Source organism: Ferrigenium sp. UT5, from assembly GCF_045866295.1.
GTDB lineage: Bacteria > Pseudomonadota > Gammaproteobacteria > Burkholderiales > Gallionellaceae > Sideroxyarcus.
In genome coordinates this window covers 33,947-58,163 of the sequence record NZ_BAAFRY010000018.1, presented here as the reverse complement: position 1 = coordinate 58,163, position 24,217 = coordinate 33,947, and the positions used below count along the sequence as shown (strand labels likewise).

General features: G+C 60.3%; 25 protein-coding genes. 8 read left to right on the top strand and 17 right to left on the bottom strand.

The window, feature by feature from the left end:
• The first annotated feature begins 241 nt into the window (after nt 1-241).
• The 4 genes from ACKTSJ_RS08265 to ACKTSJ_RS08250 are packed head-to-tail and all read left to right on the top strand — an operon-like array spanning nt 242 to nt 4,706.
• The gene (locus ACKTSJ_RS08265) at nt 242-1,039 is read left to right on the top strand and encodes a HesA/MoeB/ThiF family protein (protein WP_407899193.1); all 798 of its coding nucleotides are present in this window, start codon (nt 242-244) and stop codon (nt 1,037-1,039) included.
• On the top strand, nt 1,032-1,907 hold the full coding sequence (locus ACKTSJ_RS08260) for a PhnD/SsuA/transferrin family substrate-binding protein (protein ID WP_407899191.1): 876 nt from the start codon (nt 1,032-1,034) through the stop codon (nt 1,905-1,907). The genes ACKTSJ_RS08265 and ACKTSJ_RS08260 overlap by 8 nt, the downstream gene beginning before the upstream one ends.
• Nucleotides 1,885-3,339, top strand: a complete 1,455-nt coding sequence (locus ACKTSJ_RS08255) for a sensor histidine kinase (RefSeq protein WP_407899189.1) — start codon at nt 1,885-1,887, stop codon at nt 3,337-3,339. The genes ACKTSJ_RS08260 and ACKTSJ_RS08255 overlap by 23 nt, the downstream gene beginning before the upstream one ends.
• Entirely contained in the window at nt 3,336-4,706 is a 1,371-nt protein-coding gene (locus ACKTSJ_RS08250; RefSeq protein ID WP_407899187.1) for a sigma-54-dependent transcriptional regulator, read from the top strand. Before ACKTSJ_RS08255 ends, ACKTSJ_RS08250 begins: the two co-directional genes overlap by 4 nt.
• A 106-nt stretch (nt 4,707-4,812) precedes the next feature.
• Here ACKTSJ_RS08250 and ACKTSJ_RS08245 read toward each other — a convergent pair whose 3' ends face one another.
• The 8 genes from ACKTSJ_RS08245 to ACKTSJ_RS08210 form a co-directional block, all read right to left on the bottom strand.
• Nucleotides 4,813-5,868: a porin gene (locus ACKTSJ_RS08245; protein WP_407899185.1), complete on the bottom strand. Its 1,056-nt coding sequence runs from the start codon at nt 5,866-5,868 to the stop codon at nt 4,813-4,815.
• Nucleotides 5,869-6,086: 218 nt separating this feature from the next.
• Entirely contained in the window at nt 6,087-7,190 is a 1,104-nt protein-coding gene (gene moaA / locus ACKTSJ_RS08240) for a GTP 3',8-cyclase MoaA (RefSeq protein WP_407899183.1), read from the bottom strand.
• A gap of 55 nt (nt 7,191-7,245) precedes the next feature.
• Entirely contained in the window at nt 7,246-7,746 is a 501-nt protein-coding gene (locus ACKTSJ_RS08235) for a molybdopterin-guanine dinucleotide biosynthesis protein B (protein WP_407899181.1), read from the bottom strand.
• Nucleotides 7,743-8,474, bottom strand: coding sequence for a twin-arginine translocase subunit TatC (gene tatC, locus ACKTSJ_RS08230; RefSeq protein ID WP_407899179.1), 732 nt, complete (start codon nt 8,472-8,474; stop codon nt 7,743-7,745). The genes ACKTSJ_RS08235 and tatC overlap by 4 nt, the downstream gene beginning before the upstream one ends.
• Nucleotides 8,471-8,815, bottom strand: a complete 345-nt coding sequence (gene tatB / locus ACKTSJ_RS08225) for a Sec-independent protein translocase protein TatB (RefSeq protein ID WP_407899177.1) — start codon at nt 8,813-8,815, stop codon at nt 8,471-8,473. The genes tatC and tatB overlap by 4 nt, the downstream gene beginning before the upstream one ends.
• A 35-nt stretch (nt 8,816-8,850) precedes the next feature.
• Nucleotides 8,851-9,069: a Sec-independent protein translocase subunit TatA gene (gene tatA, locus ACKTSJ_RS08220; protein ID WP_407899175.1), complete on the bottom strand. Its 219-nt coding sequence runs from the start codon at nt 9,067-9,069 to the stop codon at nt 8,851-8,853.
• Nucleotides 9,070-9,535: 466 nt separating this feature from the next.
• Nucleotides 9,536-10,360, bottom strand: coding sequence for an NYN domain-containing protein (locus tag ACKTSJ_RS08215; RefSeq protein WP_407899173.1), 825 nt, complete (start codon nt 10,358-10,360; stop codon nt 9,536-9,538).
• Nucleotides 10,361-10,505: 145 nt separating this feature from the next.
• Nucleotides 10,506-11,402: a TIGR01777 family oxidoreductase gene (locus tag ACKTSJ_RS08210; protein ID WP_407899171.1), complete on the bottom strand. Its 897-nt coding sequence runs from the start codon at nt 11,400-11,402 to the stop codon at nt 10,506-10,508.
• A gap of 42 nt (nt 11,403-11,444) precedes the next feature.
• Between ACKTSJ_RS08210 and ACKTSJ_RS08205 the strand changes: the two genes are divergently transcribed.
• The 3 genes from ACKTSJ_RS08205 (at nt 11,445) to ACKTSJ_RS08195 (ending at nt 14,641) form a co-directional block, all read left to right on the top strand.
• Nucleotides 11,445-12,848: an aminotransferase class III-fold pyridoxal phosphate-dependent enzyme gene (locus ACKTSJ_RS08205; RefSeq protein ID WP_407899169.1), complete on the top strand. Its 1,404-nt coding sequence runs from the start codon at nt 11,445-11,447 to the stop codon at nt 12,846-12,848.
• A complete protein-coding gene (gene dacB / locus ACKTSJ_RS08200; protein WP_407899167.1) occupies nt 12,845-14,275 on the top strand; it encodes a D-alanyl-D-alanine carboxypeptidase/D-alanyl-D-alanine-endopeptidase in 1,431 nt (476 codons plus the stop codon). The genes ACKTSJ_RS08205 and dacB overlap by 4 nt, the downstream gene beginning before the upstream one ends.
• Before the next feature lie 105 nt (nt 14,276-14,380).
• On the top strand, nt 14,381-14,641 hold the full coding sequence (locus tag ACKTSJ_RS08195) for a hypothetical protein (RefSeq protein ID WP_407899166.1): 261 nt from the start codon (nt 14,381-14,383) through the stop codon (nt 14,639-14,641).
• 3 nt (nt 14,642-14,644) lie between these two features.
• On the opposite strand, the gene ACKTSJ_RS08190 is transcribed toward ACKTSJ_RS08195, so the two are convergent.
• From ACKTSJ_RS08190 to ACKTSJ_RS08155, 8 genes are all read right to left on the bottom strand, one after another.
• Entirely contained in the window at nt 14,645-14,878 is a 234-nt protein-coding gene (locus ACKTSJ_RS08190; protein WP_407899164.1) for a glutaredoxin family protein, read from the bottom strand.
• The gene (locus ACKTSJ_RS08185; RefSeq protein ID WP_407899162.1) at nt 14,863-15,783 is read right to left on the bottom strand and encodes an acetate/propionate family kinase; all 921 of its coding nucleotides are present in this window, start codon (nt 15,781-15,783) and stop codon (nt 14,863-14,865) included. Before ACKTSJ_RS08185 ends, ACKTSJ_RS08190 begins: the two co-directional genes overlap by 16 nt.
• Before the next feature lie 127 nt (nt 15,784-15,910).
• Entirely contained in the window at nt 15,911-18,280 is a 2,370-nt protein-coding gene (locus ACKTSJ_RS08180) for a phosphoketolase (protein ID WP_407899160.1), read from the bottom strand.
• A gap of 189 nt (nt 18,281-18,469) precedes the next feature.
• Complete coding sequence (locus tag ACKTSJ_RS08175; RefSeq protein WP_407899158.1) at nt 18,470-19,537, bottom strand: alkene reductase; 1,068 nt, start codon at nt 19,535-19,537, stop codon at nt 18,470-18,472.
• A gap of 17 nt (nt 19,538-19,554) precedes the next feature.
• Nucleotides 19,555-20,121, bottom strand: a complete 567-nt coding sequence (locus ACKTSJ_RS08170; protein WP_407899157.1) for a YceI family protein — start codon at nt 20,119-20,121, stop codon at nt 19,555-19,557.
• 29 nt (nt 20,122-20,150) lie between these two features.
• Nucleotides 20,151-20,717, bottom strand: a complete 567-nt coding sequence (locus ACKTSJ_RS08165) for a YceI family protein (protein ID WP_407899155.1) — start codon at nt 20,715-20,717, stop codon at nt 20,151-20,153.
• On the bottom strand, nt 20,714-21,265 hold the full coding sequence (locus tag ACKTSJ_RS08160) for a cytochrome b (RefSeq protein ID WP_407899153.1): 552 nt from the start codon (nt 21,263-21,265) through the stop codon (nt 20,714-20,716). The genes ACKTSJ_RS08165 and ACKTSJ_RS08160 overlap by 4 nt, the downstream gene beginning before the upstream one ends.
• 9 nt (nt 21,266-21,274) lie before the next feature.
• Complete coding sequence (locus ACKTSJ_RS08155; protein ID WP_407899151.1) at nt 21,275-22,135, bottom strand: pirin family protein; 861 nt, start codon at nt 22,133-22,135, stop codon at nt 21,275-21,277.
• 92 nt (nt 22,136-22,227) lie between these two features.
• Here ACKTSJ_RS08155 and ACKTSJ_RS08150 point away from each other — a divergent pair, with 92 nt between their 5' ends.
• On the top strand, nt 22,228-23,133 hold the full coding sequence (locus tag ACKTSJ_RS08150; protein ID WP_407899149.1) for a LysR family transcriptional regulator: 906 nt from the start codon (nt 22,228-22,230) through the stop codon (nt 23,131-23,133).
• A gap of 85 nt (nt 23,134-23,218) precedes the next feature.
• Here ACKTSJ_RS08150 and hemF read toward each other — a convergent pair whose 3' ends face one another.
• The gene (hemF, locus tag ACKTSJ_RS08145) at nt 23,219-24,133 is read right to left on the bottom strand and encodes an oxygen-dependent coproporphyrinogen oxidase (RefSeq protein ID WP_407899197.1); all 915 of its coding nucleotides are present in this window, start codon (nt 24,131-24,133) and stop codon (nt 23,219-23,221) included.
• Nucleotides 24,134-24,217: the final 84 nt, after the last annotated feature.

The window sequence follows — 24,217 nt, the reverse complement described above, 5'->3', positions numbered from 1 at the left end:
TGAGAAATCCTCCCGTTTCCCGCGACAGGTGCAGACCGGATTTTGCCAGATGCCACAAGGCTTGCAGAGGATTTCATGCTAAATTCTACCCACACTCTTTCACGAAGACCCTTCACTTTTACGGGATGAAACGCAAGGAGCCGCGCAGCGAATGACGAGGCATATCAAATAGATAGACGAGGAATGAACGAGCACGCGACGCCGCGATTCGCCCGTAAAATGAATTTATAGAGGTTCCCTGATGAATGACGAACAACTGATGCGTTACAGCAGGCACATCCTGCTGGATGAGATCGGCGTCGAAGGCCAACGACGCCTGCTGGATGCCAAAGTTCTGATCATCGGCCTGGGGGGGTTGGGGTCACCTGCCGCGCTCTATCTGGCTGCCAGCGGCGTGGGCCGATTAACCTTGTGCGATCACGACACGGTGGATTTCAGCAATCTGCAACGCCAGATCATCCATCGCACGGGGACGGTCGGACGGCCCAAAGCGGAATCCGCGCGCGATACCCTGCTGCAGATCAATCCCGAGGTGGACTATGTCGCCTTGCCGCAGCGCGCCGACGAAGCACGCTTGCACGCACTGGTCGGGCAGTCCGACCTGGTCCTGGATTGCAGCGACAACTTCGCTACCCGCTATGCGGTGAACCGCGCCTGTCAGGCCTTGCACAAGCCGCTGGTCTCCGGCGCCGCCATCCAGTTTCAGGGGCAGGTCGCCGTGTTCGATTTTCGCCGCGCCGATTCGCCCTGTTACAACTGCCTCTTCTCGGAAGCGAGCGCGGCGGCGGAACTGCGCTGCGCAACGACCGGCGTGTTCGCGCCGCTGGTCGGCATCATCGGCTCGCTGCAGGCGGCCGAAGCGCTCAAGCTGCTGATGGGCATTGAGCACGGCCTGCACGGGCGCCTGCTCGCATTCGATGCGCTGGACATGCGTGTCATGCAGAGCCGTTTTGTCAAGGATCCGCATTGCCCGGTATGCAACGGACAGCCTGCCACCGCAGCGAAGGAATGCTGCACGGACGGCACCTGTCATGTCTGATTTCCTGCGCCGCCTGACCCTCTTGTTGTTCCTGCTGCTGGCTGTGCCGGCTTGCGCAGCCGAGGCGCCTGCGCCGGTGCGCATCGGGCTGACACCGGTCTTCCTCGACGATCAGGCCACCTTCGTCAAGGCATGGGGCGACTATCTGGAACTCCACATGCAGCGCCAGGTCACCTTTGTCCAGCGCGGCAGCTACCGCGAGATCATCGACATGCTGCGCGAAGGCAAGCTGGATTTTGCCTGGCTCTGCGGCTATCCCTATGTGGTCAACAAAAATGTGTTCCGGCTTGTCGCCGTCCCTCTGTACAAGGGCAGGCCGTTGTACCAGTCCTACATCATCGTTCCCGCCACTGATCACACGAGCCGCTCAATCAACGATCTGCGCGGCAAGGTCTTCGCCTTCTCCGACCCGGATTCCAATTCCGGACATCTATATCCGGAGTTTCTGATCGCACAGCAGGGGAAACAGCCGCACACCTTCTTTGCCAGGACGTTCTATACCTGGGCGCACCGCAAAGTGGTTGAAGCCGTCGCCAGTGGTCTCGCGCAAGGCGGCGCCGTGGATGGGTATGTGTGGGATACGCTCAATCTGCTGCATCCGGAGCTCACCCGAAACACGCGGATCATTCAGGAGTCGCCCCAGTTCGGACACCCGCCTTTCGTGGCCGGACCCAGCGCCACGGGCAAAATGATCGGCGATCTGCAACAGGCCCTGTTCCACATGACGCACGACCCGCAGGGCGGGCCGATGCTCGACAACCTCAACCTCGACGGTTTCGTCTATGGCGGCCCGGCCCTGTTCGACAGCATCGCGGAAATGTCCCGTGCGATAGAGAAACAACGCAATGCTGCATCTCAAGGACGTTAGCCTCAACTACAAGATTCCGCTGCGGGTGGCGGCTCTGGTCATCTCGACCGCCAGCCTGCTTGCCTCGGTGCTGGTGTACCGCAGCGTCAACGACCTGCGCGACACCATGATGCTCAACGCCGAGAGCATCGGTCGCATCCTGGACAACACCCTGGTTGAACCCCTGTTACACGATGACGTCTGGCGCGCCTTCGAAATCATCAAGTCGCCCTTCGTCGCCTCGGCGAGACAGGCAACTTTGCAGGGCGCCGAATATACGCTGGTTCTGGATGCACACAATCGGACTTATGTATCGACCCTGCCCGAACGCTTCCCCATCCTGGGCGATCCGCTCGCGGCCGATGCCGAACTGGGCGAACTGCTGCCCGTCATCACGAAGAACGGGCATGCGCCTCTCTTGGTGGTTCACACTTCCCATTCCGGCCGCTTCTTCTTGATCGCCGACATCCAGTCGGATGGCGTGCATCTGGGCACGCTGCTCATGAGCTATTCCCGGGAACCCTTCGACCAGCGTTTCTATAGCCTGATCCGCTCCGCCATGCTCATCACCCTGCTGGTGCTGGCCGTGCTGCTGCCGCTCGGCATCTACTGGGGACGGCGCATGGCTGATCCCCTGCTGCACCTGTCTCAGGCCATGAACCGCTCCGGCCCCGCTTTGCCGGATCCTGACGAACTGTCGGTCGAGGAGTCGCACGACGAGATCGGGCAACTGGCCAAGTCCTTCAAGACCATGCTGGCTGAACTGAAAGAAAAAGAACAATTGCAGCAACAGGTGATCGCCGCCGACCGGCTGGCCGCCATCGGCCGCCTGTCCGCCGGCATCGCGCACGAAATCAACAACCCGCTGGGCGGCATGCTCAACGCCATCAGCACCTTCAAGCGCCACGGCGCACAAGATCCCCTGACGCAGAAGACGCTGTCGCTGCTTGAGCGCGGCCTGCTACAGATCAAGGAAACCGTCGCCGCGCTGCTGGTCGAAGCCAAGGCGCAGACGCGCCCGTTCGACCTCAACGACGTGGCAGACATCTGCACCCTGATCCACCCGGACGTCGAAAAAAAACCGGTTCATTTCACACGCCAGATCGACATCGCCGATGCGCAGACCGTGCCCTCCACGCTGGCGCGGCAGGTCATCATCAACCTGCTGCTGAACGCCATCCAGGCCACTCCCGCGCACGGTCATATCCATCTGCACCTCTACGGCGATGCGCAATCTCTCTTCATCGTGGTGCAGAACAACGGTTCCTACATCCCGCCGGAGCGCGTCGCCTTCCTGTTTGAACCCTTCACCTCCTTGAGCGAGAATGGCAACGGGCTCGGCCTGTGGGTCATCTACCAGATCGTGCAGCAACTGGGCGGCCTCATCACCGTACAGAGCGAACCCGACAATACGCAATTCACCGTACAACTTCCCCTGGAAAAAATAACGTGAGCAAGCCCCGCCAATCCCGCATCTGCCTGATCGAAGATGACGAAATCATGGGTGAATCCCTGTGTGACCGCTTCGCCCTGGAAGGCTTCCAGGTGGACTGGCTGCAAACCGGCCTGGAAGGCCAGCGTGCTGTCAGCAACAAACCCTACTGCCTGGTCGTCAGCGACATCCATCTGCCCGATCTGAACGGCGAAGAGTTATACGCGCAATTGCTTAAAGAACAGAAAATGGCATTGCCGCCCTTCCTGTTCATCACCGGCTACGGCTCCATCGACCGTGCCGTGCGCCTGCTCAAGCTGGGTGCCGCCGACTACATCAGCAAACCCTTCGATCTGGACAGCCTCGTGGAAAAAGTCCACCAGCTGTGTCCGTTGGCGGCGGCCGAACCGGCTACCGCCATGGCCGGCAGCAACGCACTCGGCATTTCCCACGTCATGGTGGAGATCGAGCAATCGATCCCGCGCCTCGCCCGACTCGCCAATACCATCCTCGTCACCGGCGATTCCGGCGTGGGCAAGGAACATGTGGCGCAACTTATCCATCAGCATGCGCGCAGCGGCGACGACACGCCTTTCGTCGCCATCAACTGCGGTGCCGTGACCGAGAGCCTGCTCGAATCCGAACTGTTCGGCCACGAAAAGGGCTCCTTCACCGGCGCGGCCAGGGCACGCAAAGGCGTGTTCGAACAGGCGCACGGCGGCACCCTGTTCCTCGACGAGATTGGCGAGATGACCCTCGCCATGCAGGTCAAGCTGCTGCGCGCCATCCAGGAACGCGTCATCGTGCGCGTCGGCGGGGAAAGCACGATCCCGGTGGACGTGCGCCTGATCTGCGCCACCAATCGCGACCTGAAGAAAATGGTGGAAGACGGCACCTTCCGCGAAGACCTGTATTACCGCATCCACGTCATCCGCCTGCGCATCCCGCCGCTGCACGAGCGCAAGGAGGACATCCTGTGGTTCGCCCGCCTGTTCCTGCAGCAATGCGTCGAGGCGAACGGCGAACAACATGTCATCTCGCCCGCCGCCGAGCAGGCTCTGCTCAACTACGAATGGCCGGGCAACCTGCGCGAGCTCAAGCACAGCGTGGAACGCGCCTGCATCCTGTCGCACAACCCCATGCTTGAGGCCGATACCTTCTTCGACAACGTGGCGCTCGCATCCCCGACGGACGCGCCGTTCAGCGCGGCACCGGGCACGCTCGCCGATTACCTGAAATCCTGCGAACGCGGATTCATCCTGCGCTCACTGGAGCAACACCGCTGGCATTTCGGCCACACCGCCGAAGCGCTTGGCATCAGCCGCAAGAATCTCTGGGAGAAAATGAAGAAGCTGGATATTCATGCCGACATGGAAATCGAGCATTGAGCAGGATGGGCGATCCAGCGAACGTTGCCTGACCGTGTGTCTACATGAAAAAACGGGCATCCGAAGATGCCCGTTTTACGTACGCTACTTCAAGCCAAGACTGGAATCAGAAGTTGTAGCTCATCCCAATACTTGCGCCATTATGATTTTTACCAGCGACATTCGAACTTCCGCCGCCATGGCCATAACCATCGACGGTGAACGCGGCATTAGCGTCGTTGTTGGTTCTTGCCCAAACGGCATGGAGGGCCATCTTCTTGGAAAGATTATGGTCATACCCGATCGCGATTTGACTGCCGCCTGACTGTGGAGCGCGACTCAAATTATCCGCACTGGAATATTGAGCCTTGATCACATCGTTTTCGCCGAGATTATAGGCCGCTCCGATGTTGTAGACATTTTGCGTGGTAGAAGCGCTGGCGGTGGCCTTCTGCTTGCTGTTGACCCACTGCGCCGTCACCATGGCATCACCGAGACTGTAGCTGGCGGCAAGAGAGCCATTCTTGCTATCCTTATCAGTCGTGAGGGTCTTAAAGTAAACACCGTGCACGTTGATGCCCATATTGGCATAATCAAACTTGACGCCGTAACTATCATGACCACTGACCGCCACGGAATCCAGCGTTGAGCCGGGAATATAAGTCAGGCTGGCATTGAAACCACTCACGGTTGGCGTTTGATACACCAATACGCCACTTAAACGGCCGCCCACACCCCGTCCTTGGTTAAAGTTACCCGCATCACCCATTTGATCGGCGAAGAGGTCGGAGTCATATACCCACTGGTTAGCCCCCCCCATACGACCGGCCTTGATGGAACCAAAATCGCTGTCCACACCGATAAACATATCGCGCGCATTGCTAAACACCTGCCCTGAGGTCGTGCCGCCGTTACCATCAGATACCCCGCTCCGGCCAACCGCATTGACCCCCGATTCAAGCTGAAACACCCCCTTCAATCCATATTCCAAATCATGTTGCCCCTTGACGCCGAAACGCGAAGAATTCGAATTCAAGGCAGTGTCACTCTTACCGGCAGCCGTAGATCCGGTCACCGAATCAACGGACACGTGTACACGACCATACACGGTTACGTCGTCAGCCATTGCAACGGCCGGCGCCAGAGCTGCCGCCACGGCAATACTGATAAGTTTCTTGTTCATGCTTTTACCCCCTTTTCAAATTAACGAGAACAGCGAAAATTTAGCTGTCCAAAACCATTAAGCAAATCACGTGCCAAGCACAAAATTAACCCAACTTGACCGAGGTAAAGCGCATCATCTCAAGAAAAGATGATTAAAAGGGCTGTACCGGCATCCAAGCATTACCAACGAGTGGCAGAATTAAATGAAGAGCATTACGGTTTGGTAATAAACAAAAATCACCCGCCAATGTACGACATTTCCACCTTGTTCTGCATATAGCTCGTTAACAAGTGACGTTGTAGCGAATAGCGGTCGGCACGCCGCCCCCATTGGTCTGCAATCAGGTTGGTCAGGACGCGATCGGAGACTTGCTGGCGGAGGGGCGCGCGCAGGTCCAGCCCGTCGCCCGCGAACAGGCAGGTATAAAGCTTGCCGTCGGTGGACAGACGCGCGCGGGTGCATTCATGGCAGAACGCCTGGGTGACCGAGGCGATCACGCCGATCTCGCCCGCACCGTCGGCGTAACGCCAGCGCTCGGCGACTTCGCCGTGATAGTTGGGATCAACCTGTTGCAGCGGATAGTGCGCGGCAATGCGGTCGAGTATTGCGCGCGCCGGCACCACCTCGTCCATGCGCCAGCCATTGCTGCAACCCACATCCATGTATTCGATGAAACGCAGCACGACACCGCTGTGGCGGAAGTGCTCCGCCATCTGCACGATCTCATGTTCGTTCGCGCCGCGCTTGACTACCATGTTGACCTTGACCGGTGCCAGCCCCACCGCCTGCGCGGTGGCGATGCCGTCCAGCACGGTTTCGGCCGCCACATCGGTATCGCTCATCAGGCGGAAAGTCTCCTGGCTCAACCCATCCAGACTGACGGTAACGCGCGCCAGGCCGGCATCCTTGAGGCTTTGCGCTTTCTTGGCCAACAACACGCCGTTGGTGGTGAGCGCGATCTCGACCGGCTTGCCTTCGTTGGTTTGCAGCACGGCCAACTTTTCGATCAAGTGCTCCACCCCCTTGCGCAACAAGGGTTCGCCGCCGGTGATGCGCAGTTTTTGCACGCCCAGCCGGATGAACACCTGCGCCAGCCGCTCGATTTCCTCAAAATTGAGCAGGTCGGCGCGCGGCAGGAAGTGATGACTTTCGTCATAAATTTCGCGCGGCATGCAGTAGGTACAGCGCAGGTTGCAGCGGTCGGTAACGGAGATGCGCAGGTCGCGCAACGGGCGCTGCAGCGTGTCCAATATCTCCCCGGCATGGTCGCGCGGCACATCGAACGCGCGGTAGTCGGCGATCGTGCCGCTCGGGAGGATGGGAATGGTGATCGGGCTCATATCTTTCGCACAAAATCCAAATAGTCGGATTCCAGCAAGTTTCGCGCCAGACTTTTCAGCACGTCGATGCCTCCGCATGGTCGAAAATATGCGTGGCGATCGCTTCGATCTGGTCGCGTGCAAAGCAGAACGGCACTTCCGTCCCGGATGCGCCGTCCATCACCACGGCATGAAGACGGGTATCGCGGCGATACAGCGGCTCGCTGCCGTCATCGCTGCGCCGCACTTCCAGCCCGGGCAGCGGTGCATCATCAAATCCCACGGCCAGCACCAGGTCGCACGGTGCCAGATGGCGCGCCAGGGCAATCGGATCGGGTTCGCCACCGTGCGGCGTTTCGCACAGCAGACCCCAGCGGTCGCGGTGCGCAATGAGGGTTTGCGGGCAGCCGCTGGCGCGCAGGTTGGCGGTGTCCGAACCGGACTTGTCCATATCGAACGGTTTGTGCGCGTGCTTGATGACGGCGGTGTCAATACGGCGAAAGGCGAACTCTTCCACCAGCTTCACCACCAGTTCGCTGCGCCCGCTGCCGTAACCACAGATGCGATAGATTTTCATGAAACCACCTTGGCGACCGGGCGAGCCATGCGATGCGCAACGAGGATGCCAGCTTCATACAGCAGCCACATCGGCACGGCCAGCATGAATTGAGAAATGATGTCGGGCGGGGTAAGAATGGCGCCGACAACGAACGCGCCCACGATGACGTAGGGGCGCGCCTCGCGCAATTTTGCCGTACCCACCCAGCCCATATGCACCATCACGACCACGGCGACCGGCACCTGAAACGCGAATCCGAATGCCATGAACATGCCGAGCACGAAGCTCAAGTACTTGTCGATGTCGGTCATCACCGCCACGCCCTGCGGTGCGGCAGCCGTGACGAAACCAAACACGGCCGGCAGCACGGCAAAATACACGAAGGCCATCCCGGTCAGGAACAGCAACACGCTGGCAACGATGAGCGGCAACAGCAGGCGCTTCTCGTGTGCGTACAGGCCGGGCGCGACGAATTTCCAAGCTTGCAACAGGATGTAGGGCAGCGCGATAAGAAAGGCCAGCATCATGGCCAGTTTGACCGGCACGAAGAAAGGCGTGGTGACATCGGTGGCAATCATCTGCCCGCCCTGCGGCAGCTTCGCCAGCAGCGGTTGCGCCAGCACGGCATACAGGTCGGCGGCCCATGGGAACAGACAGACAAAGACCAGCAACATCGCGATCAGGGCATGGGTGACGCGGACGCGCAACTCGATCAGATGCGCGATGAGGGCTTGTTGGGTGCTCATGCTTTATTAGGCAGATCTGGCACGGCCGCCTGCTTTATCGTCTGCACGGGCTGCTCCAGTTCGCGCTCCAGTTGGCCAAGATCGCGCTCGATATCGTGGCCGGCCTGCTGCACCGAGCGTTCAAGCGCCTCGGCTTCCGCTTTGACTTGCCGCTCCACCTCACGCAACTCCTCCAGTTCCACACTGCTGCCAATATCACGCTTGACGCTGTTGACATAACGCTGCACCCGCCCCCACAGCTGCCCCAGCGTGCGCGCCACTTTGGGCAGACGTTCGGGGCCGATCACCACCAGTGCCACCAGCATGATGACCATGATCTCACTGAAGCCGATATCGAACACGTTTGCTTCCGCCTTTCAAATGCAGCCGCGCGGCATCACGCGCGACTATGCGTCTTGCTCTTGACTTCGCCTTCGATCACCTTGTCGTCGGCCTGCAGTTGTTTCGCCGCGTCATCATCAGTCTTCATGCCTTCCTTGAAGCCCTTGACCGCTCCGCCCAAATCGCTGCCGATATTGCGCAGTTTCTTGGTGCCGAAGATCAGGACGACGACCAGCAACACGATCAGCCAATGCCAGATACTGAATGAACCCATGGTTTTCTCCTTGATATAAAGCGTTTCTCTACGCCGGATTGCACGTTGGCATATTGCCATGCGTTTGCAAGTTTAAGCAATAAACAGGCCAGCAAAAAAGTGGCTTCTTCGGTCGCCCCTTCTTCATGTGACACAAACACCCGCAGCATCAGGCGGTGTACAGACGGCTCTTGAAGCTGACCGTCCTGGCATAGTCGCCCTTGTCCACCTTGCGCAGATTGGACCAGGTGCCATAGCCGGTTTCAGAGAGGCGCGAATCGAGGCACTCCGATTTGTCCTTAATGGGCCGAGCATGGCATCGACCCTCTACGGCGGGGTGCGGACCTCGCCGTGACCGGCAATGCGTTTTCAAGATTTGTACAGGCTAACAGAAAAAGGGCTTTGGGCATCAAGCAAGAGAGTGTCGCGGCATTGTACCCGGGGAAATGCTGAACACGGCGTCATGGCACGTGTTAGCAACCCGCCATCACTCCGCCGCCGGCAACCGAATCGTGTATTGCCCCGACTTCTCATCCTTCGCCAGCACGACCAGTTTGTGTTGCTGCGCGTCTTCCATCAATTCCTTGAATGAGCGGTAGCCATAATAGGATTCGGTGAACCCGGGTTTGCGCCGTTGCATGGTGGGTTTGACCATCGAGTACCAGAGCTTCTCGTCCGAGCCGCGTTCCGAAATAAGACCCTCGACAGTTTCAAGCAAAAAATCCATCGCTTCCTGTTTCTTGTCTTCGTCGCCCTTGGGGGCTGCCGGTTTTGCGGCCTCGGCTTTGGCCTTGGCCGGCGCTTTCTTGGCGGCCTGTTTCTTCTTCGCTTCCTGCACGCGCACCAGGTCGTCGTAAAAAATGAACTCGTCGCAGTTGGCGCTGAGCAAGTCGGAGGTGGAATCCTTCACGCCGATGCCGATGACGTATTTGTTGTTCTCGCGCAGCTTGGAGACCAGCGGCGAGAAGTCCGAATCGCCGCTGATGATGACGAAGGTATCGACGTGGGATTTGGTGTAGCAAAGATCGAGCGCATCGACGACCAGGCGGATGTCGGCGGAATTCTTGCCGCTCTGCCGCACATGCGGGATCTCGATCAATTCGAAGTTGGCCTCGTGCATGGTGGCCTTGAATTCCTTGTAGCGTTCCCAGTCGCAATAGGCTTTCTTGACCACGATGCTGCCTTTGAGCAGCAGGCGTTCCAGCACTTTTTTGATTTCGAACGGCGCGTATTTGGCGTCGCGCACGCCCAGCGCGACGTTCTCAAAGTCGCAGAACAGCGCCATGTTGGTGATCTCGGGTTGGTTTGCCATCTGCGCTCCTTGTTTGATTTGGTCCCGCCTGCGCGGAATGACGATATTTAACGCGCCTGCTTCGACCTTGATGTGCCCCATGTCTGTTCCACATAAGGCGCGCCCCCTTTGCACGTTTCAGTGGGGCGAGCTTCCGCGAATTTCTTTAGCCAATCACATCGCGCAAAGCATCCCCCAGGCTGGGAAATCGGAAGGGATGTCCGGCGGCGACGAATTTTCCCGGCACGACACGCTGCCCTTCCAGGAGCAGGCTGGCGCGCTCGCCCATGCCCAGGCGCAACAGCCATGCCGGTGCGACGAACCAGGCCGGGCGCCGCACCGCCTGTGCAAGGGCGGCGGTGAATGCGCGATTGGTTGCAGGCTCCGGTGCGGCCAGATTGAATACGCCATGCGCCTGCGGGTCATGCAACAGACGCACCGTCAGCGCAACATGATCGTCGATATGGATCCAGCTCATCCATTGCCGCCCGTCGCCGAGGCGCGCGCCCATTCCCAGTTTGAACGGGAGCAACATTTTGCCCAGCAGTCCGCCCTCGCGGCTCAACACAGGTGCCGTGCGCAACAGACAGACGCGCACCCTGTTTTTTTCTGCCACCAGTGCCGCCTGTTCCCATGCCTGGCACAGTTCCGCGGAGAAACCGGTACCCGCGCTGGCGTTTTCGTCCAGCACGGTGTCGCCGCGGTCGCCGTAGAACCCCACCGCCGAACCGCTCAACAGCACCGCCGGCTTGTGCTCGGCGAGGTTGATGCGGCGCACCAACTCGTCGGTCAGGGTGACGCGGCTGTCCCACAGCACCTGTTTGCGCCGCGCCGACCACCTTGCATCGACGATGGGTTCCCCCGCTAGATTGATCACTGCATCGAAAGCCATGTGCGGAGTCCACGCGGCGAGCGATGCCACGGCTTGCACGCCCGCGCCGCACTTTGCCGCCACGCGTTCGGGATGCCGGCTCAATACCGTCAGCTCATGCCCTTCCGCGCGCAATGCCCGGCACAACGCGCGTCCGATCAAGCCAGTCCCGCCCGTGATGAAAATGCGCATGCTGCCCCTCCGACCGATGTGATGCCCGCATCTTACGTTATGATGACGCGCATGACATCCAACCGCGATCTCCTCACCCGCAGCCTGTCCGCCGTGTGGCATCCGTGCACCCAGATGAAGCGCCACGAGACGCTGCCGCTCGTGCCCATTGCGCGCGCCGAAGGAGTGTGGCTGTATGACTTCGACGGCACACGCTATCTGGACACGGTCAGCTCCTGGTGGGTGAACCTGTTTGGTCACTGCAATCCGCGCATCAATGCCGCCCTCGCCGACCAGCTCGGCAAACTGGAACATGTGATGCTGGCCGGTTTCACCCATGAGCCGGTGGTGCTGCTATCAGAACGATTGCGCGAACTCGCGCCGGCCGGTCTGGGGCACTGCTTCTTCGGTTCGGATGGCGCCTCGGCCACCGAGATTGCGTTAAAAATGAGCGCTCACTACTGGCGCAACAGCGGCAAGCCGGAAAAAACCCAATTCATCAGCCTGAAAAACAGTTACCACGGCGAAACGCTGGGGGCATTGTCCGTCACCGATGTCGCGCTGTTCCGCGACGCCTATGGAGCGCTGATCCGGCAGAACGCGACCGTGATGAGCCCGGACTGGCGCGAAGCGGAAGCGGGAGAAAGCGCGGCCGATTTTGCGCTGCGCTGTGCCAATGCGCTGGAAGATCATCTGCAACAGCACCACGCCCGGCTCGCCGCCTTCATCGTCGAACCCCTGATCCAGGGGGCGGCAGGCATGGCGATGTACCACCCGGTCTATTTGCAACGGGCGCGCGAACTGTGCGCTCAATACGGGGTGCATCTGATTGCCGACGAGATTGCGGTGGGCATGGGGCGCAGCGGAACGATGTTCGCCTGCGAGCAGGCAGGGGATACAAAAGCCCGCTCCACTGGTGGTGCGGCGGCAGTTGCGCTTCCCCTCTCTGAAGAAGCGTTGGGAGCAGGTGGTCTCACGCCCGATTTCCTGTTGCTCTCGAAAGGCATCACCGGCGGCTATTTGCCGCTGTCCATCGTGATGACGACGGAAGATATCTACCAGGCCTTCTACGCCGACGAGACTGCGCGCGGCTTCCTGCATTCGCATTCCTACACCGGCAACCCGCTGGCCTGCCGCGCCGCACTCGCCACGCTGGACATTTTTGCGCAGGACGATACGCTCAACGTGAATCGCGGCAAGGCCGCCTTCCTCAACCGCATCGCGCAGCCTTTGCGCGAACACCCGAACGTGCGGAACTTCCGCCACACCGGCATGGTCTGGGCATTCGAGGTGGAAACGCCACACGCCGATTTCGCCCAGCGCTGTTTCAGCCTCGGACTGCGGCGTGGATTGCTGTTGCGCCCGATGGGCAACACGGTCTATTTCATGCCGCCTTACATCATCAGCGAGGACGAGATGCAGATGCTCGTCACGCGCACTCTGGAAATCATCGACGCCTTGATATGAAACGCCTGCTCCCTGCCCTGCTGTCCTGCATCGTCTTCGCCGCACCCGCCGCCCCGCTGCCGGCAACGGTCGCACAGGAACTGAAAAAAGCCGGCATCCCGTCTTCCGCCATCGCCATCGAAGTGCGCGAGGTGGGCAAGCACGCCCCGCTCATCAGCATCAACCCCCGGCGTCCGATGAACCCGGCTTCCACCATGAAGCTGCTGACCACTTACGCCGCGCTCGACCTGCTCGGCCCGGCCTACACCTGGAAGACCGAAGCCTACCTCGACGGCGAACTGAAAGACGGCTTGCTGCAGGGCGATCTGATCCTGAAAGGTTATGGCGACCCGAAATTCACCATCGAGCAATTCTGGCTGTGGCTGTCGGAACTGCGCGCGCGCGGCCTGCGCGACATTCGCGGCGACCTGGTGATTGATCGCAGCTATTTCGATCTGCCGCAGCACGACCCGGCCGAGTTCGACAACGATCCGGTGCGCGCCTACAACGTCGGCCCCGATGCGATGCTGCTCAATTTCAACACCCTGCGCTTGCGCTACCTGCCGGACAGCACCGGTCTGAAAGTCGTCAGTGAACCGCCGCTGGACGGCATGCGTCTGGACAACCAGCTCACCCCCAATGACACGAACGGGAATTGCGACAACTGGGACGACCGCTTCAGCGTGCAGCCCAGCGGCGACAGCGTTGTGCTGCAGGGCGACTATCCCATCGGCTGCGGGGAGCGCGAACAGAATCTGAGCGTGATGCCGCACACCCGCTATATCGAGGCGGTATTCCGCACCATGTGGAAGAATCTCGGCGGCACGCTGCACGGCCGGCAACGCGAGGGCAACGCGGGCGCGACGGCAACGCTTTTTTCAGTGCATCGCTCCGACCCTTTGAGCAACCTCATCCGCGACATCAACAAATTCAGCAACAACGTGATGGCGCGCCAGGTGTTCCTGACCCTGGGCGAGGCCCTGCCGCTGAAAAACGAAAGCGATACAGGCACGGAGACCGGACGGCGCATGAGCGTGGAGCGCAGCATCTTCGCCGTGCAGAACTGGCTGCTGAAAAACAATCTGCGTTTTTCCGAACTGGTGCTGGAAAACGGCGCCGGACTGTCGCGCGACGAACGCATCAGCGCAACGCACATGGCCCAGCTGCTGCAGAGCGCCTACGCGCATCCGCTCAATGCCGAACTGCTGGCCTCGCTCCCCATCCTCGGGGTGGACGGGTCGGTCAAGAAACGCCTGCGGGACAGTCCCGCCGCCCGCCACGCCCACCTCAAGACCGGCACTTTGACCGGCGTCAAGACCCTCGCGGGTTATGTGCGCTCGAAGTCGGGCAAGGAATGGGTTCTCGTGTTCTTCATCAACCATCCTTATGCCCAGCGCGGACAGGATGCGCAGGATGCCCTGATCGAGTGGCTGGCAAACCGGAATTAGTCCCGGCGCGGATGCGGTGTATATCAGCGAGCCGTCGTTCGGCGCGCGCGACAAGGCGGGCAATTCATCGCCGCCGCATATGAAGCGCACCAGGAAGCCGGCGAAGTGCCGCTGATGATCACGCGCCACTGCATCCGCTATTCGCTGAGCCTGTGTCCGAAACAGGCGAAAGGCGTGATCGGGGTGCAGGGTCAGGTGCGTGCGGAGCCGATGACGCGGGTCAACGGCAACGAAAGATTGAGATTGGAATTCGACTGCAAGTCGTGCGAGATGCGCGTGATGGGAAAGATGAAGAAGCACATCCTGAAGATGCCCCCGCCGACCGGGATGCCGCTGGCGTTCCATCCCCGCAAGCGAACTGCGTGAGTCTCAACCGATGAATTCGCGCAGGGCGGATTCATCGAACGGCCAGCCGATCTCGGTGTCATTATCAAGCCGCCGGACAACCGGAATGCGGGCGCCGTATCTTTGTAGCAACGCATCGTCCTGTGCAATATCGACAGGTTCGGCAACCCAACCGGCCGCTTGCAAAACAGCTTCTGCCTGCGCGCACAGGTGGCAGTATGTCGTGCCATAAAGCAGCAATTTCACTGTTGCAGGCATAGTTGCCGAATCATGCTTTCTTCGTCGGCCGGAACGATGCAGACGGGAATCGTTCCCGCCGAGTCGATGCGCGCAGCGTGAGCCTGATTGGCGGCGGGGTCGAGGCGAATGCCCATGAAGCCGAGCGTGCCGCAAATCTTTGCGCGGACCCGCGCGCTGTGTTCGCCGATGCCGGCGGTGAAAACAAGCGCATCGATGCCACCGGCTTTGGCCGCAAAGTTGCCGATAGCCCCACTCACTTGGCGGCAGAAGTAGTTCACGGCGAATTTCGCGGCATCGCTGTCGCTGGCAAGCAGATCGCGCATCTCGCTGCTCTCGCCGCCGGAGAGGGCGAGCAGTCCCATCTGATGAAACACGAGGTCGCGCAAGGTCTCCGCGTCATGCCGCTCCGCCAGCGCCAGCATCACGCCGGGATCAAGGTCGCCGCTGCGGGTGCCCATGACGATGCCGCCGGCGGGGGTGTAGCCCATGCTGGTGTCCCGCGACTTTAGATCGTCGAGCAGACACAGGCTGGCGCCGCTGCCCAGATGCGCGACAACCACCTTGCCGCGCGCGGTGTCGCCCAATATTTCCGGCAACACTGAAGCGACATGCGCATAGTTCAGGCCGTGAAAACCGTAGCGCCGCATCCCGCACGCAACAGGAATCGGCAGGCGGCTGGCCAGGGGCGGCAGGGTCGCATGAAAGGCGGTGTCGAAACAGGCGATCTGCGGCACGGAAAAACGCTCGCGGCACAGTTCGATGCCCAGCAGATTTCCCGGCAGATGCAGCGGCGCGAGCGGCACGAGGGTTCGCAGGCGCGCCAATTCCGCTTCGTCCACGAGGCGCGCCGCATCGCTGATGTCGCCGCCATGCACGAAGCGGTGGCCGACGATCGTCGGCGCATGGCCGTGCAGATCGCGCAACAGCTGATCAAATCCGCTGCGCGGATCACGCAGGTGGCCGTAAAAAAATCCCGCCGCGTGCCGTCCGCTTCAAACAGGCTGGCCTTGACCGAGGATGAACCGCTGTTGAGGGTGAGGATGGTTGGCATCAATACGGCCACGTCCAGCCATCCGCCTCGGGCAAGTCCACCCCGTTCTCGTAAGCGTAGTTGCGGCATTCGATCTGGCGGTTGAGCATCTGTTCTTTCACATGCGCGCCCGCGACGTGCAAAGACGGAATGCGGTCGATCACGTCGATGACCAGGCTGAAACGGTCGATCTGGTTCTGGATCGCCAGTTCCAGCGGGGTGTTGATGCTGCCCTTTTCCTTGTAGCCGCGAACGTGGAAATTCTGTTGATTGGCACGGCGATAGGCAAGGCGGTGGATCAGCCACGGATAGCCGTGGAAGTTGAACATCACCGGCTTGTCCAGGGTGAACAGGCTGTCGAAATCGCGGTCGCTCAGGCCGTGCGGGTGTTCGCTCGACGGCGTGAGCTTGTACAGGTCGACGACGTTGATGAAGCGAATTTTCAGCGCCGGGAAATGCTCGCGCAGCATCACCACCGCAGCCAGCGCCTCCTTGGTCGGAATATCGCCCGCGCTGGCCATCACCACATCCGGCTCGCCGCCCTCGTCGTTGCTGGCCCAGTCCCAGATGCCGATGCCTTTGGTGCAATGCTTGATGGCGGCATCCATGTCGAGATATTGCAAATGCTTCTGTTTGTCGCAGACGATGACATTGATGTAGTTGGTGCTCTTCAGACAATGCTCGGCAACGGTCAGCAGGCAGTTCACGTCGGGCGGCAGATAGATGCGCGTGACACTCGGGCTCTTATTCACCACCACGTCGAGAAAGCCGGGGTCCTGGTGGGTAAAGCCGTTGTGGTCCTGCCGCCACACGGTGGAAGTGATGAGCAGATTCAACGACGAAACCGGCGCGCGCCAAGGCACTTCCTTCGACATCGCCAGCCACTTCGCGTGCTGGTTGAACATGGAGTCGATGACATGCACGAATGCCTCGTAAGTGGAGAAAAAGCCGTGCCTGCCCGTGAGCAGATAACCTTCCAGCCAGCCTTCCAGCGTGTGCTCGGACAGCATCTCCATCACCCGCCCGTCCGGCGATAACTCGCCGCCGCCCGCGTCTTCCGGCAAATAATCGGCAAGCCAGGTTTTCTTGCTCACTTCATAGATGTTGTCCAGCTTGTTCGAGCTGTTTTCGTCCGGCCCGAACACCCTGAAGTTGTGCATGTTGTCGCGCATGGTGTCGCGCAGGAATTTGCCCAGCGGACGCGTGTTCTCCGCCACCGTCGTGCCCGGTTTGTTGACTTCCACCGCGTAATCCTTGCTGTCCGGCAGGCGCAAGGCCTTGCGCAGCAGCCCGCCATTGGCATGCGGGTTCGCGCTCATGCGCCGCTCGCCCTGCGGCGCCAGCGCTTTCAGCACGGGCAACAGCGCTCCGCTCTCATCGAACAACTCTTCCGTCCGGTAGCTCTTGAGCCACGCTTCCAGCTTGGCGAAATGTTCCGGCGTCTTCATGTCGCCAATCGGTACCTGGTGCGCGCGCCAGAAACCTTCCACCTTTCTGCCATCGACTTCCTTCGGCCCCGTCCAGCCTTTGGGTGAACGCAGCACGATCATCGGCCAGCGCGGGCGAACGGGCTTCCCGCTGCTGCGCGCTTCCTGCTGGATACGGCGAATCTCCAGGACACACTGTTCCATCGTCGCGGCCATCGCCTGGTGCATCGTCTCCGGATCGCCGCCTTCGACGAAATGCGGTGTCCAGCCGTAGCCCTTGAACAGATTCTCCAGTTCCTCGTGCGAGATGCGCGAAAGAATCGTCGGGTTGTTGATCTTGTAACCGTTCAAATGCAGGATCGGCAGCACCGCACCATCGCGGATCGGATTGAGGAATTTGTTGGAATGCCACGAAGTCGCCAGCGGCGCGGTTTCGGATTCGCCGTCTCCCACCGCCACCGTCACCAGCAGATCCGGATTGTCATACGCGGCACCGAAGGCATGCGACACGCTGTAACCGAGTTCGCCGCCTTCGTGGATCGAGCCGGGGGTTTCCGGAGTGCAATGGCTTCCGATGCCGCCGGGAAAAGAAAATTCCTTGAAGAACTCGCGCATGCCCTCCAGGTTCTCGCCCTTGTTCGGATACACCTCGCTGTAGCGCCCTTCCAGATAGACCGGGCCCAGCACGCCCGGCGCGCCATGTCCCGGCCCCGCCATGAAGATCGCGTTCAGATCGTACTTTTTGATCAGGCGGTTCATGTGAATGTAGGTGAACGCCAGGCCGGGACTGGAGCCCCAGTGGCCGAGCAGACGGCGCTTGATGTGTTCGGGCGCGAGCGGCTGCCTGAGCAAGGGGTTGTCGCGCAAATAGATCATGCCGGCCGCAAGATAATTGCAGGCGCGCCAGTAGGCATCGATACGGCTCGCTTCATCGGGCGATAAAGGTTGGGTTTGCGTAGTCATGGCGGTTGTCGATCGAGGATTGGGAAAAGGCGGCAGAAGATAGTGCGGGAAGATGAATCTTTTTGGGCCTCTGCGATGGAAGCAGATTAGCCCTGCACGGCTGATCGCGCAACTTGAAAAAAACAGCCTCACGCGGAGGCGTCTCCGCGTGAGGCTGTTTTTTCTGGTTTTGGTTTTTCCAGCCCGGAATCAGTAGTCGGTATAGCCTTTTTCGCCCGGCGTATAGAAGGTGCTCATGTCGGGCGGGGCCAGTGTTGCGCCGCGCTGCAGCTTCTGCACCAGATCAGGGTTGGAGATGAACGGACGACCGAATGCCACCAGGTCGCCGCGCTGTGCAACGAGATCGGCATTCGCCCGCGCCGCATCGTAACCGCCGGACAGGATGTACTTGCCCTTGAAATTGGCGCGAATTTTCGCTTTCAATTCAGGGTTGACTTCCGGCGCGCCCATCGAGCTGTGATCGACGACATGGATATAGGCCAGCCCGAGCTTATTCAACTCTTCCACCAGGCGCAGATAGAGTGCATCCATCTTGGCATCGGGTGCGGTGCCGTTGAAAACACCATAAGGCGAGATACGCATGCCGATGCGCTCCGCGCCAATGGCGGCAGCCGAAGCCTTGGCGATTTCAACCGCGAAACGGATGCGGTTCTCCACGCTGCCGCCCCATTCATCCGTGCGCTGGTTGGTGGCGGTGTTGAGGAATTGGTCGATCAGGTAGCCGTTCGCCGCGTGCAGTTCGACCCCGTCGAATCCGGCTGCGATGGCATGCCTGGAAGCGTTCGCATATTCGGCGATGGTCGCCGCGATGTCGGCTGCGCTCATCGCTTCCGGCACCGGATAAGGTTGCATGCCGCTGCTGTCGGTCCACATCTCGCCCGGCGTGGCGAGCGCGGAGGGTGCCAGCACCCGACTGCCGGACGGCATGTTGGCGAGATGACTGACGCGGCCGGTGTGCATCAATTGCACGAATATCTTGCCACCCGCCGCGTGCACGGCATCGGTCACCTTGCGCCATCCCGCCACCTGTTCGTCCGAAAATACGCCGGGGATGCGCGCGTAGCCCAGGCCGTTGGGCGAGGGCGAAGTGCCTTCGGTGATGATGAGACCGGCGGCAGCGCGCAGGCTGTAATACTTGACCATCAGCTCGTTCGGCACATTGCCGGTGGCCCGCGAGCGGGTCATCGGCGCCATCACGATGCGGTTCTTCAGTTGCAGCTTGCCGAGGGTGGTCTGGGTGTACAGGATGTCGGTCATTGCATGTTCCTCGTGGATTATTGTTTGATCGCTTCGACCGGGAGGGTCAACGTCACTTCATCGCTGACGTAAGGCACGTGCTTGCCCATGTTGAAGTCGGAGCGTTTGATCTTGGCAGTGGCGGTCGCGCCGCAGGCATCCTTCTTCACCATCGGATGCGGCATGCACAGGAAGGAATTGAGGGTGAGCGTGACCGGCTTGCTGACCCCCTTGATGGTCAGCACCCCGTCCACTGCGGCCAGTTTATCGCCTTTGAATTTCAGTTTGTCCGATTTGAAGGTGATGGTGGGGAACTTCTCGGTATCAAAAAAATCCGCCGCCTGGAGGTGCTGGGTGAACAGGGCATAGCCGGTGTTGACCGAGGTCGCGTCGATTACCACATCGACCGAACCTCTTTTGGCCGCACGGTCGAGCACGATGGTGCCGGACGTCTTGTCGAAACGGGAAAGCTGGGTGGAGTAGCCGAAATGGCTGTATTCGAAACGCGGCAGGGTATGCGTCGGATCGATCACATAAGTCTCCGGCGCGGCGAACGCGACCGAAGCCAGCGAAGCGGTGAGGGTGAAAGCAATGATGTTTTTCATGGTGTTCTCCTGTGGGGGTTGGGTTGGGACTATTTCTTGCGGGGTGCTGCGGCTACGACAAGGTGAAACTTGATCTGAATTTCGTTGGCGACAGCGCTGACATCGGCCCATAGCCCTTCGCCGATGTTGAAGTCGAGGCGCTTGATGGTGAATACGCCATCGAATACCCCGCGGGTGGCACCTGGCTGAAAAGTGAATGGGGCGACGACATCCTGTGTCCTGCCTTTGATCGTGAGCTTTCCAATCGCTTCATAGTGGTTGCCCCCCAGGGTCTTGACGCCGGTTGCAACGAAGCTCGCGGCGGGAAAATTTTTTGTATCGAACCACAGTTTGCCTGCTACTTCGTCATTCGCTTCATCGACGCCGGTGTCGATGCTGGCAAGATCGATCTCGATGCGCGCCTGTGCCTTGTCCAGCCTGGCGGGATCGAAAGCGGCTTGCGCGCTAAATTTGCCGAACGTGCCGTCCATGTTCACCCCCATCTGCTGATAGGTGAACGTGATCGTGCTCTCTTGCCGCAGCACCTCATCGAATCCGGCCGCAAGGGCGCTGTTGCTCGCAACAACCAGGGACAACACTGCAATCAGTAATTTCATTTGCTCTTTCCTTTCGGCAACATGCGCTCCAGTATCTGGTCATGGTCGATGAATTTGTGTTTGATCACGGCGGCGATATGCATGCCGACGAGCCCGAACAAGGCCAGGTTCAAGCCCTGATGCACCGTCGTAAGCAACTCGCCCAACGCTTTATCCTTGCCGATCAAATCCGGCAGCGGTAACACGCCGAACCACACGGTCTGGAAGCCTTTGGCGGAGCTCATCAGCCAACCCGAGAGCGGAATCGCCAGCAGCAAGCCATACAGGGCGAGATGCGTGATATGGCTCACGACCACTTCCCAGCGCGGGGTCGCGGCGGGCAACGGCGGCGGCGTGTGGGTGAAGCGCCACACCACGCGGGTCACGGCCAGCAGGAATATCGTGACGCCGGTCCACTTGTGATAACTGTAATACTGCAATTTGGCCGGCGACAAGGGCAGGTCGTGCATGTACACGCCGAGCGGGAAGGCGGCGAAGACCAGCAGCGCCACCAGCCAGTGCAAGGCCATGGCGGTGGTGTTGTAGCGCGCTATCGGCGATGTACTCATATCCACTCCTTAAGCCAGACGGCCGCCACGAAAATCATCCAGCGCCTGGTGAATCTCTTCTTGTGTGTTCATCACGAACGGCCCGTATTGCACGATGGGTTCATGCAGCGGCTTGCCCGCGACCAGGATGAGCCGGGTCGGGTCGGCCGCGGAAACGGTGAAGCCACCCGCACTTTCCGTATTGCTCAAGATGCCCATGCGCTGTGCCCCAACCTGCGTTTCACCCACCCGCGCCGTCCCGCGATAGGTGTAAATGAAAGCGTTATGTGTGGCCGGAATGGCGGTCGAGAACGACGTGCCGGCAGGCAGATGAATGTCGAGATAGATCGGTTCGGTCACTTCGCGCGTGACCGCGCCCGCCACGCCGTTGCTCGTCCCGGCAATCACGCGCACGGTCACGCCTTCTGCCGTTACATATTCGGGAATGTCGGCACTGGAGAAATCCTTGTACCAGGGCTCGCTCATCTTGTTCCGCGCAGGCAGGTTGAGCCAAAGCTGGAATCCTTCCATCACGCCGTCTTTCTGTTCCGGGATTTCGGAATGGATCACCCCGCGCCCCGCCGTCATCCACTGCACGCCGCCGTCGCCCAGCAGCCCCTCGTGCCCCGCACTGTCGCGATGCCGCATGCGCCCGGCGAGCATGTAGGTGATGGTCTCGAAGCCGCGATGCGGATGATCGGGGAAGCCGGCGATGTAGTCGTCCGGATCGTCGCTGCCGAACGCATCCAGCATGAGGAAAGGGTCGAGGCGGTGCTGCAGCTTGCCGGCCAGCACCCGCGTCAGACTGACCCCGGCTCCGTCCGAGGTGGCAACCCCCTGGACGATGCGTTCGACGCTGCGCGATTCCTGACTGATAATGGCTGTGTTCATGGACGACCTCCTGCAATCACTAACTTGAGTTGCATGGTAGGGTTTGTCCGAAAATAGATAAAGACCTTTTTTCGGGATACACTGTTCCATAAATGGAACAGAATAACCTCTCCGCCGATGACATGATCCTGTTTGCCAGCATCGTTGAACAGCGCGGTCTGGCGCGCGCCGCCGAACACTTGGGCATGCCGAAGGCAACGGTCTCGCGCCGCCTGGCGAATCTGGAATCCGCACTCGGGCAACGCCTGCTGTTGCGCACCACGCGCCGTCTGGCCCTGACCGAATACGGGCAGGAATTCCTCGACCACTGCCGCCGCGTGAGCGAGGAAGTCGGCAATCTGCATGACTTCGTGCACAGCCGGGAACTGGCGCCGCGCGGCCACCTGCGCGTCTCGATGCCGGGCGATTACGCCCGGCAGCATTGCTCTCGCGCCATCGCCACCTTTATCGAGACCTATCCCGAAATCGAGCTCGATCTCGATCTGGGCGCGCGCCGCGTCGATCTGCTCGGCGAGCGTTTCGATCTGGCAATCCGCATGGGGACGCTGGAGGATGATGCGACGCTGGTCGCGCGCAAGATTGATGACCAGCGCTTCGAACTCTATGCCAGCCCCATCTATCTCGCCCTGCATCCCGCACCGCGCCACCCGGACGACCTCGCGCACCATGTCGCCGTGCGCCTGCTTGCGGCCAACGGCAGCGCCGTGCCGTGGCATCTGACCCGTGGCAAGGACGTGTGGGAGGGAATCCCCCCCGGCAGACTGTCGTTGAATTCACCCGACATGATCCAGCAGTTGCTGCTGGATGGCGCGGGCATTGGCGCCCTGCCCGAAAGTTTTGTGTCCGACGACGTGCGGCAAAAACGCCTGGTGCGGGTGCTGTCGAAATGGACTTTGCCCAGCGTACCCGCGTGGGCGGTGATGCCGATGCGCCGCTACCCGCCTTACAAGACGCGGGTGTTCCTCGAACATCTGGAAAAGTTCATGCAGAAAGGTTAGTCATCCTCTGTGGGTCGGACTTCAGTCCGACGATGGCTGTCGATTCACAGACGCCTGTCGGGTTGGAACCCGACCCGCACGCCCCTTACACCCAGTCCTTGGGCACCAGAAACTTCTCGTACAACTCCGCTTCCGGCGTGCCCGCCGCAGGATGCCAGTCGTAGCGCCAAGTGCACACGGGTGGCATCGACAGCAGGATGGATTCGGTACGGCCGTTCGATTGCAGGCCGAAGATGGTGCCACGGTCGATGACCAGATTGAACTCGACGTAACGCCCGCGCCGATACAGTTGGAAATCGCGCTCGCGTTCGCCGTAGGGGGTGTCTTTTCGTTTCTCCAGCAGCGGCAAATAGGCTTCAAGATAGTGGTTGCCCACGCTCTGCTGGATGGCAAACGCCGTCTCGAAATCCGGTTCGCTCAAGTCGTCAAAGAAAATGCCGCCCACCCCGCGCGGCTCGTTGCGATGCTTGAGGAAGAAGTATTCGTCGCACCATTTCTTGTAACGCGCGTGATGATCGCCGCCGAAAGGTGCGAGCGCGTTCTTGCAGGTCTGATGGAAGTGAACGGCGTCTTCCTCGAAGCCGTAATACGGCGTGAGGTCCATGCCGCCGCCGAACCAGAACACCTTCTCGCCATTCGGTTTGTGCGCCATGAACATGCGCACGTTGGCATGCGAGGTCGGCGCGTAAGGATTGCGCGGATGCATCACCAGCGACACGCCCAGCGCCTCCCAACGGCATCCCGCCAACTCGGGGCGGTGCGCCGTGGCCGAAGCCGGCATCTTGTCGCCCTGCACATGCGAGAACGCCACGCCGCCGCGCTCCAGCACATTGCCCTCTTCGATGATGCAGCTGATGCCCTCACCCTTGCCGATGCCGCCGCTGCCCGTGGCGCGCGTCCACTTGTCGCGCAGGAATTTTTTGCCATCCACGGCCTCCAGCCCTTGCACGATACGATCCTGCAAGTCGAGCAAAAAGGTCTTGACGGGGTTTGAATCGATGTCGCTCATATGCTCTCCGGTGTTGCCGTCCTTCCCGCGCAGACACTTGTAGGTCGGACTTCAGTCCGACATGTCGGTTTGAAA

What these genes read in the sequence shown, in the direction of transcription:
- ACKTSJ_RS08210 (WP_407899171.1), bottom strand. Translation starts at nt 11,402, where the DNA reads ATGCGCATTTTCATCACGGGCGGGACTGGCTTGATCGGACGCGCGTTG.
- dacB (WP_407899167.1), top strand. Translation starts at nt 12,845, where the DNA reads ATGAAACGCCTGCTCCCTGCCCTGCTGTCCTGCATCGTCTTCGCCGCA.
- ACKTSJ_RS08160 (WP_407899153.1), bottom strand. Translation starts at nt 21,265, where the DNA reads ATGAGTACATCGCCGATAGCGCGCTACAACACCACCGCCATGGCCTTG.
- ACKTSJ_RS08190 (WP_407899164.1), bottom strand. Translation starts at nt 14,878, where the DNA reads ATGCCTGCAACAGTGAAATTGCTGCTTTATGGCACGACATACTGCCAC.
- ACKTSJ_RS08215 (WP_407899173.1), bottom strand. Translation starts at nt 10,360, where the DNA reads ATGGCAAACCAACCCGAGATCACCAACATGGCGCTGTTCTGCGACTTT.
- tatA (WP_407899175.1), bottom strand. Translation starts at nt 9,069, where the DNA reads ATGGGTTCATTCAGTATCTGGCATTGGCTGATCGTGTTGCTGGTCGTC.
- ACKTSJ_RS08150 (WP_407899149.1), top strand. Translation starts at nt 22,228, where the DNA reads ATGGAACAGAATAACCTCTCCGCCGATGACATGATCCTGTTTGCCAGC.
- ACKTSJ_RS08170 (WP_407899157.1), bottom strand. Translation starts at nt 20,121, where the DNA reads ATGAAAAACATCATTGCTTTCACCCTCACCGCTTCGCTGGCTTCGGTC.
- ACKTSJ_RS08180 (WP_407899160.1), bottom strand. Translation starts at nt 18,280, where the DNA reads ATGACTACGCAAACCCAACCTTTATCGCCCGATGAAGCGAGCCGTATC.
- ACKTSJ_RS08260 (WP_407899191.1), top strand. Translation starts at nt 1,032, where the DNA reads ATGTCTGATTTCCTGCGCCGCCTGACCCTCTTGTTGTTCCTGCTGCTG.
- tatC (WP_407899179.1), bottom strand. Translation starts at nt 8,474, where the DNA reads ATGAGCACCCAACAAGCCCTCATCGCGCATCTGATCGAGTTGCGCGTC.
- ACKTSJ_RS08155 (WP_407899151.1), bottom strand. Translation starts at nt 22,135, where the DNA reads ATGAACACAGCCATTATCAGTCAGGAATCGCGCAGCGTCGAACGCATC.
- ACKTSJ_RS08165 (WP_407899155.1), bottom strand. Translation starts at nt 20,717, where the DNA reads ATGAAATTACTGATTGCAGTGTTGTCCCTGGTTGTTGCGAGCAACAGC.
- moaA (WP_407899183.1), bottom strand. Translation starts at nt 7,190, where the DNA reads ATGAGCCCGATCACCATTCCCATCCTCCCGAGCGGCACGATCGCCGAC.
- ACKTSJ_RS08235 (WP_407899181.1), bottom strand. Translation starts at nt 7,746, where the DNA reads ATGAAAATCTATCGCATCTGTGGTTACGGCAGCGGGCGCAGCGAACTG.
- ACKTSJ_RS08175 (WP_407899158.1), bottom strand. Translation starts at nt 19,537, where the DNA reads ATGACCGACATCCTGTACACCCAGACCACCCTCGGCAAGCTGCAACTG.
- ACKTSJ_RS08265 (WP_407899193.1), top strand. Translation starts at nt 242, where the DNA reads ATGAATGACGAACAACTGATGCGTTACAGCAGGCACATCCTGCTGGAT.
- ACKTSJ_RS08245 (WP_407899185.1), bottom strand. Translation starts at nt 5,868, where the DNA reads ATGAACAAGAAACTTATCAGTATTGCCGTGGCGGCAGCTCTGGCGCCG.
- ACKTSJ_RS08205 (WP_407899169.1), top strand. Translation starts at nt 11,445, where the DNA reads ATGACGCGCATGACATCCAACCGCGATCTCCTCACCCGCAGCCTGTCC.
- ACKTSJ_RS08255 (WP_407899189.1), top strand. Translation starts at nt 1,885, where the DNA reads ATGCTGCATCTCAAGGACGTTAGCCTCAACTACAAGATTCCGCTGCGG.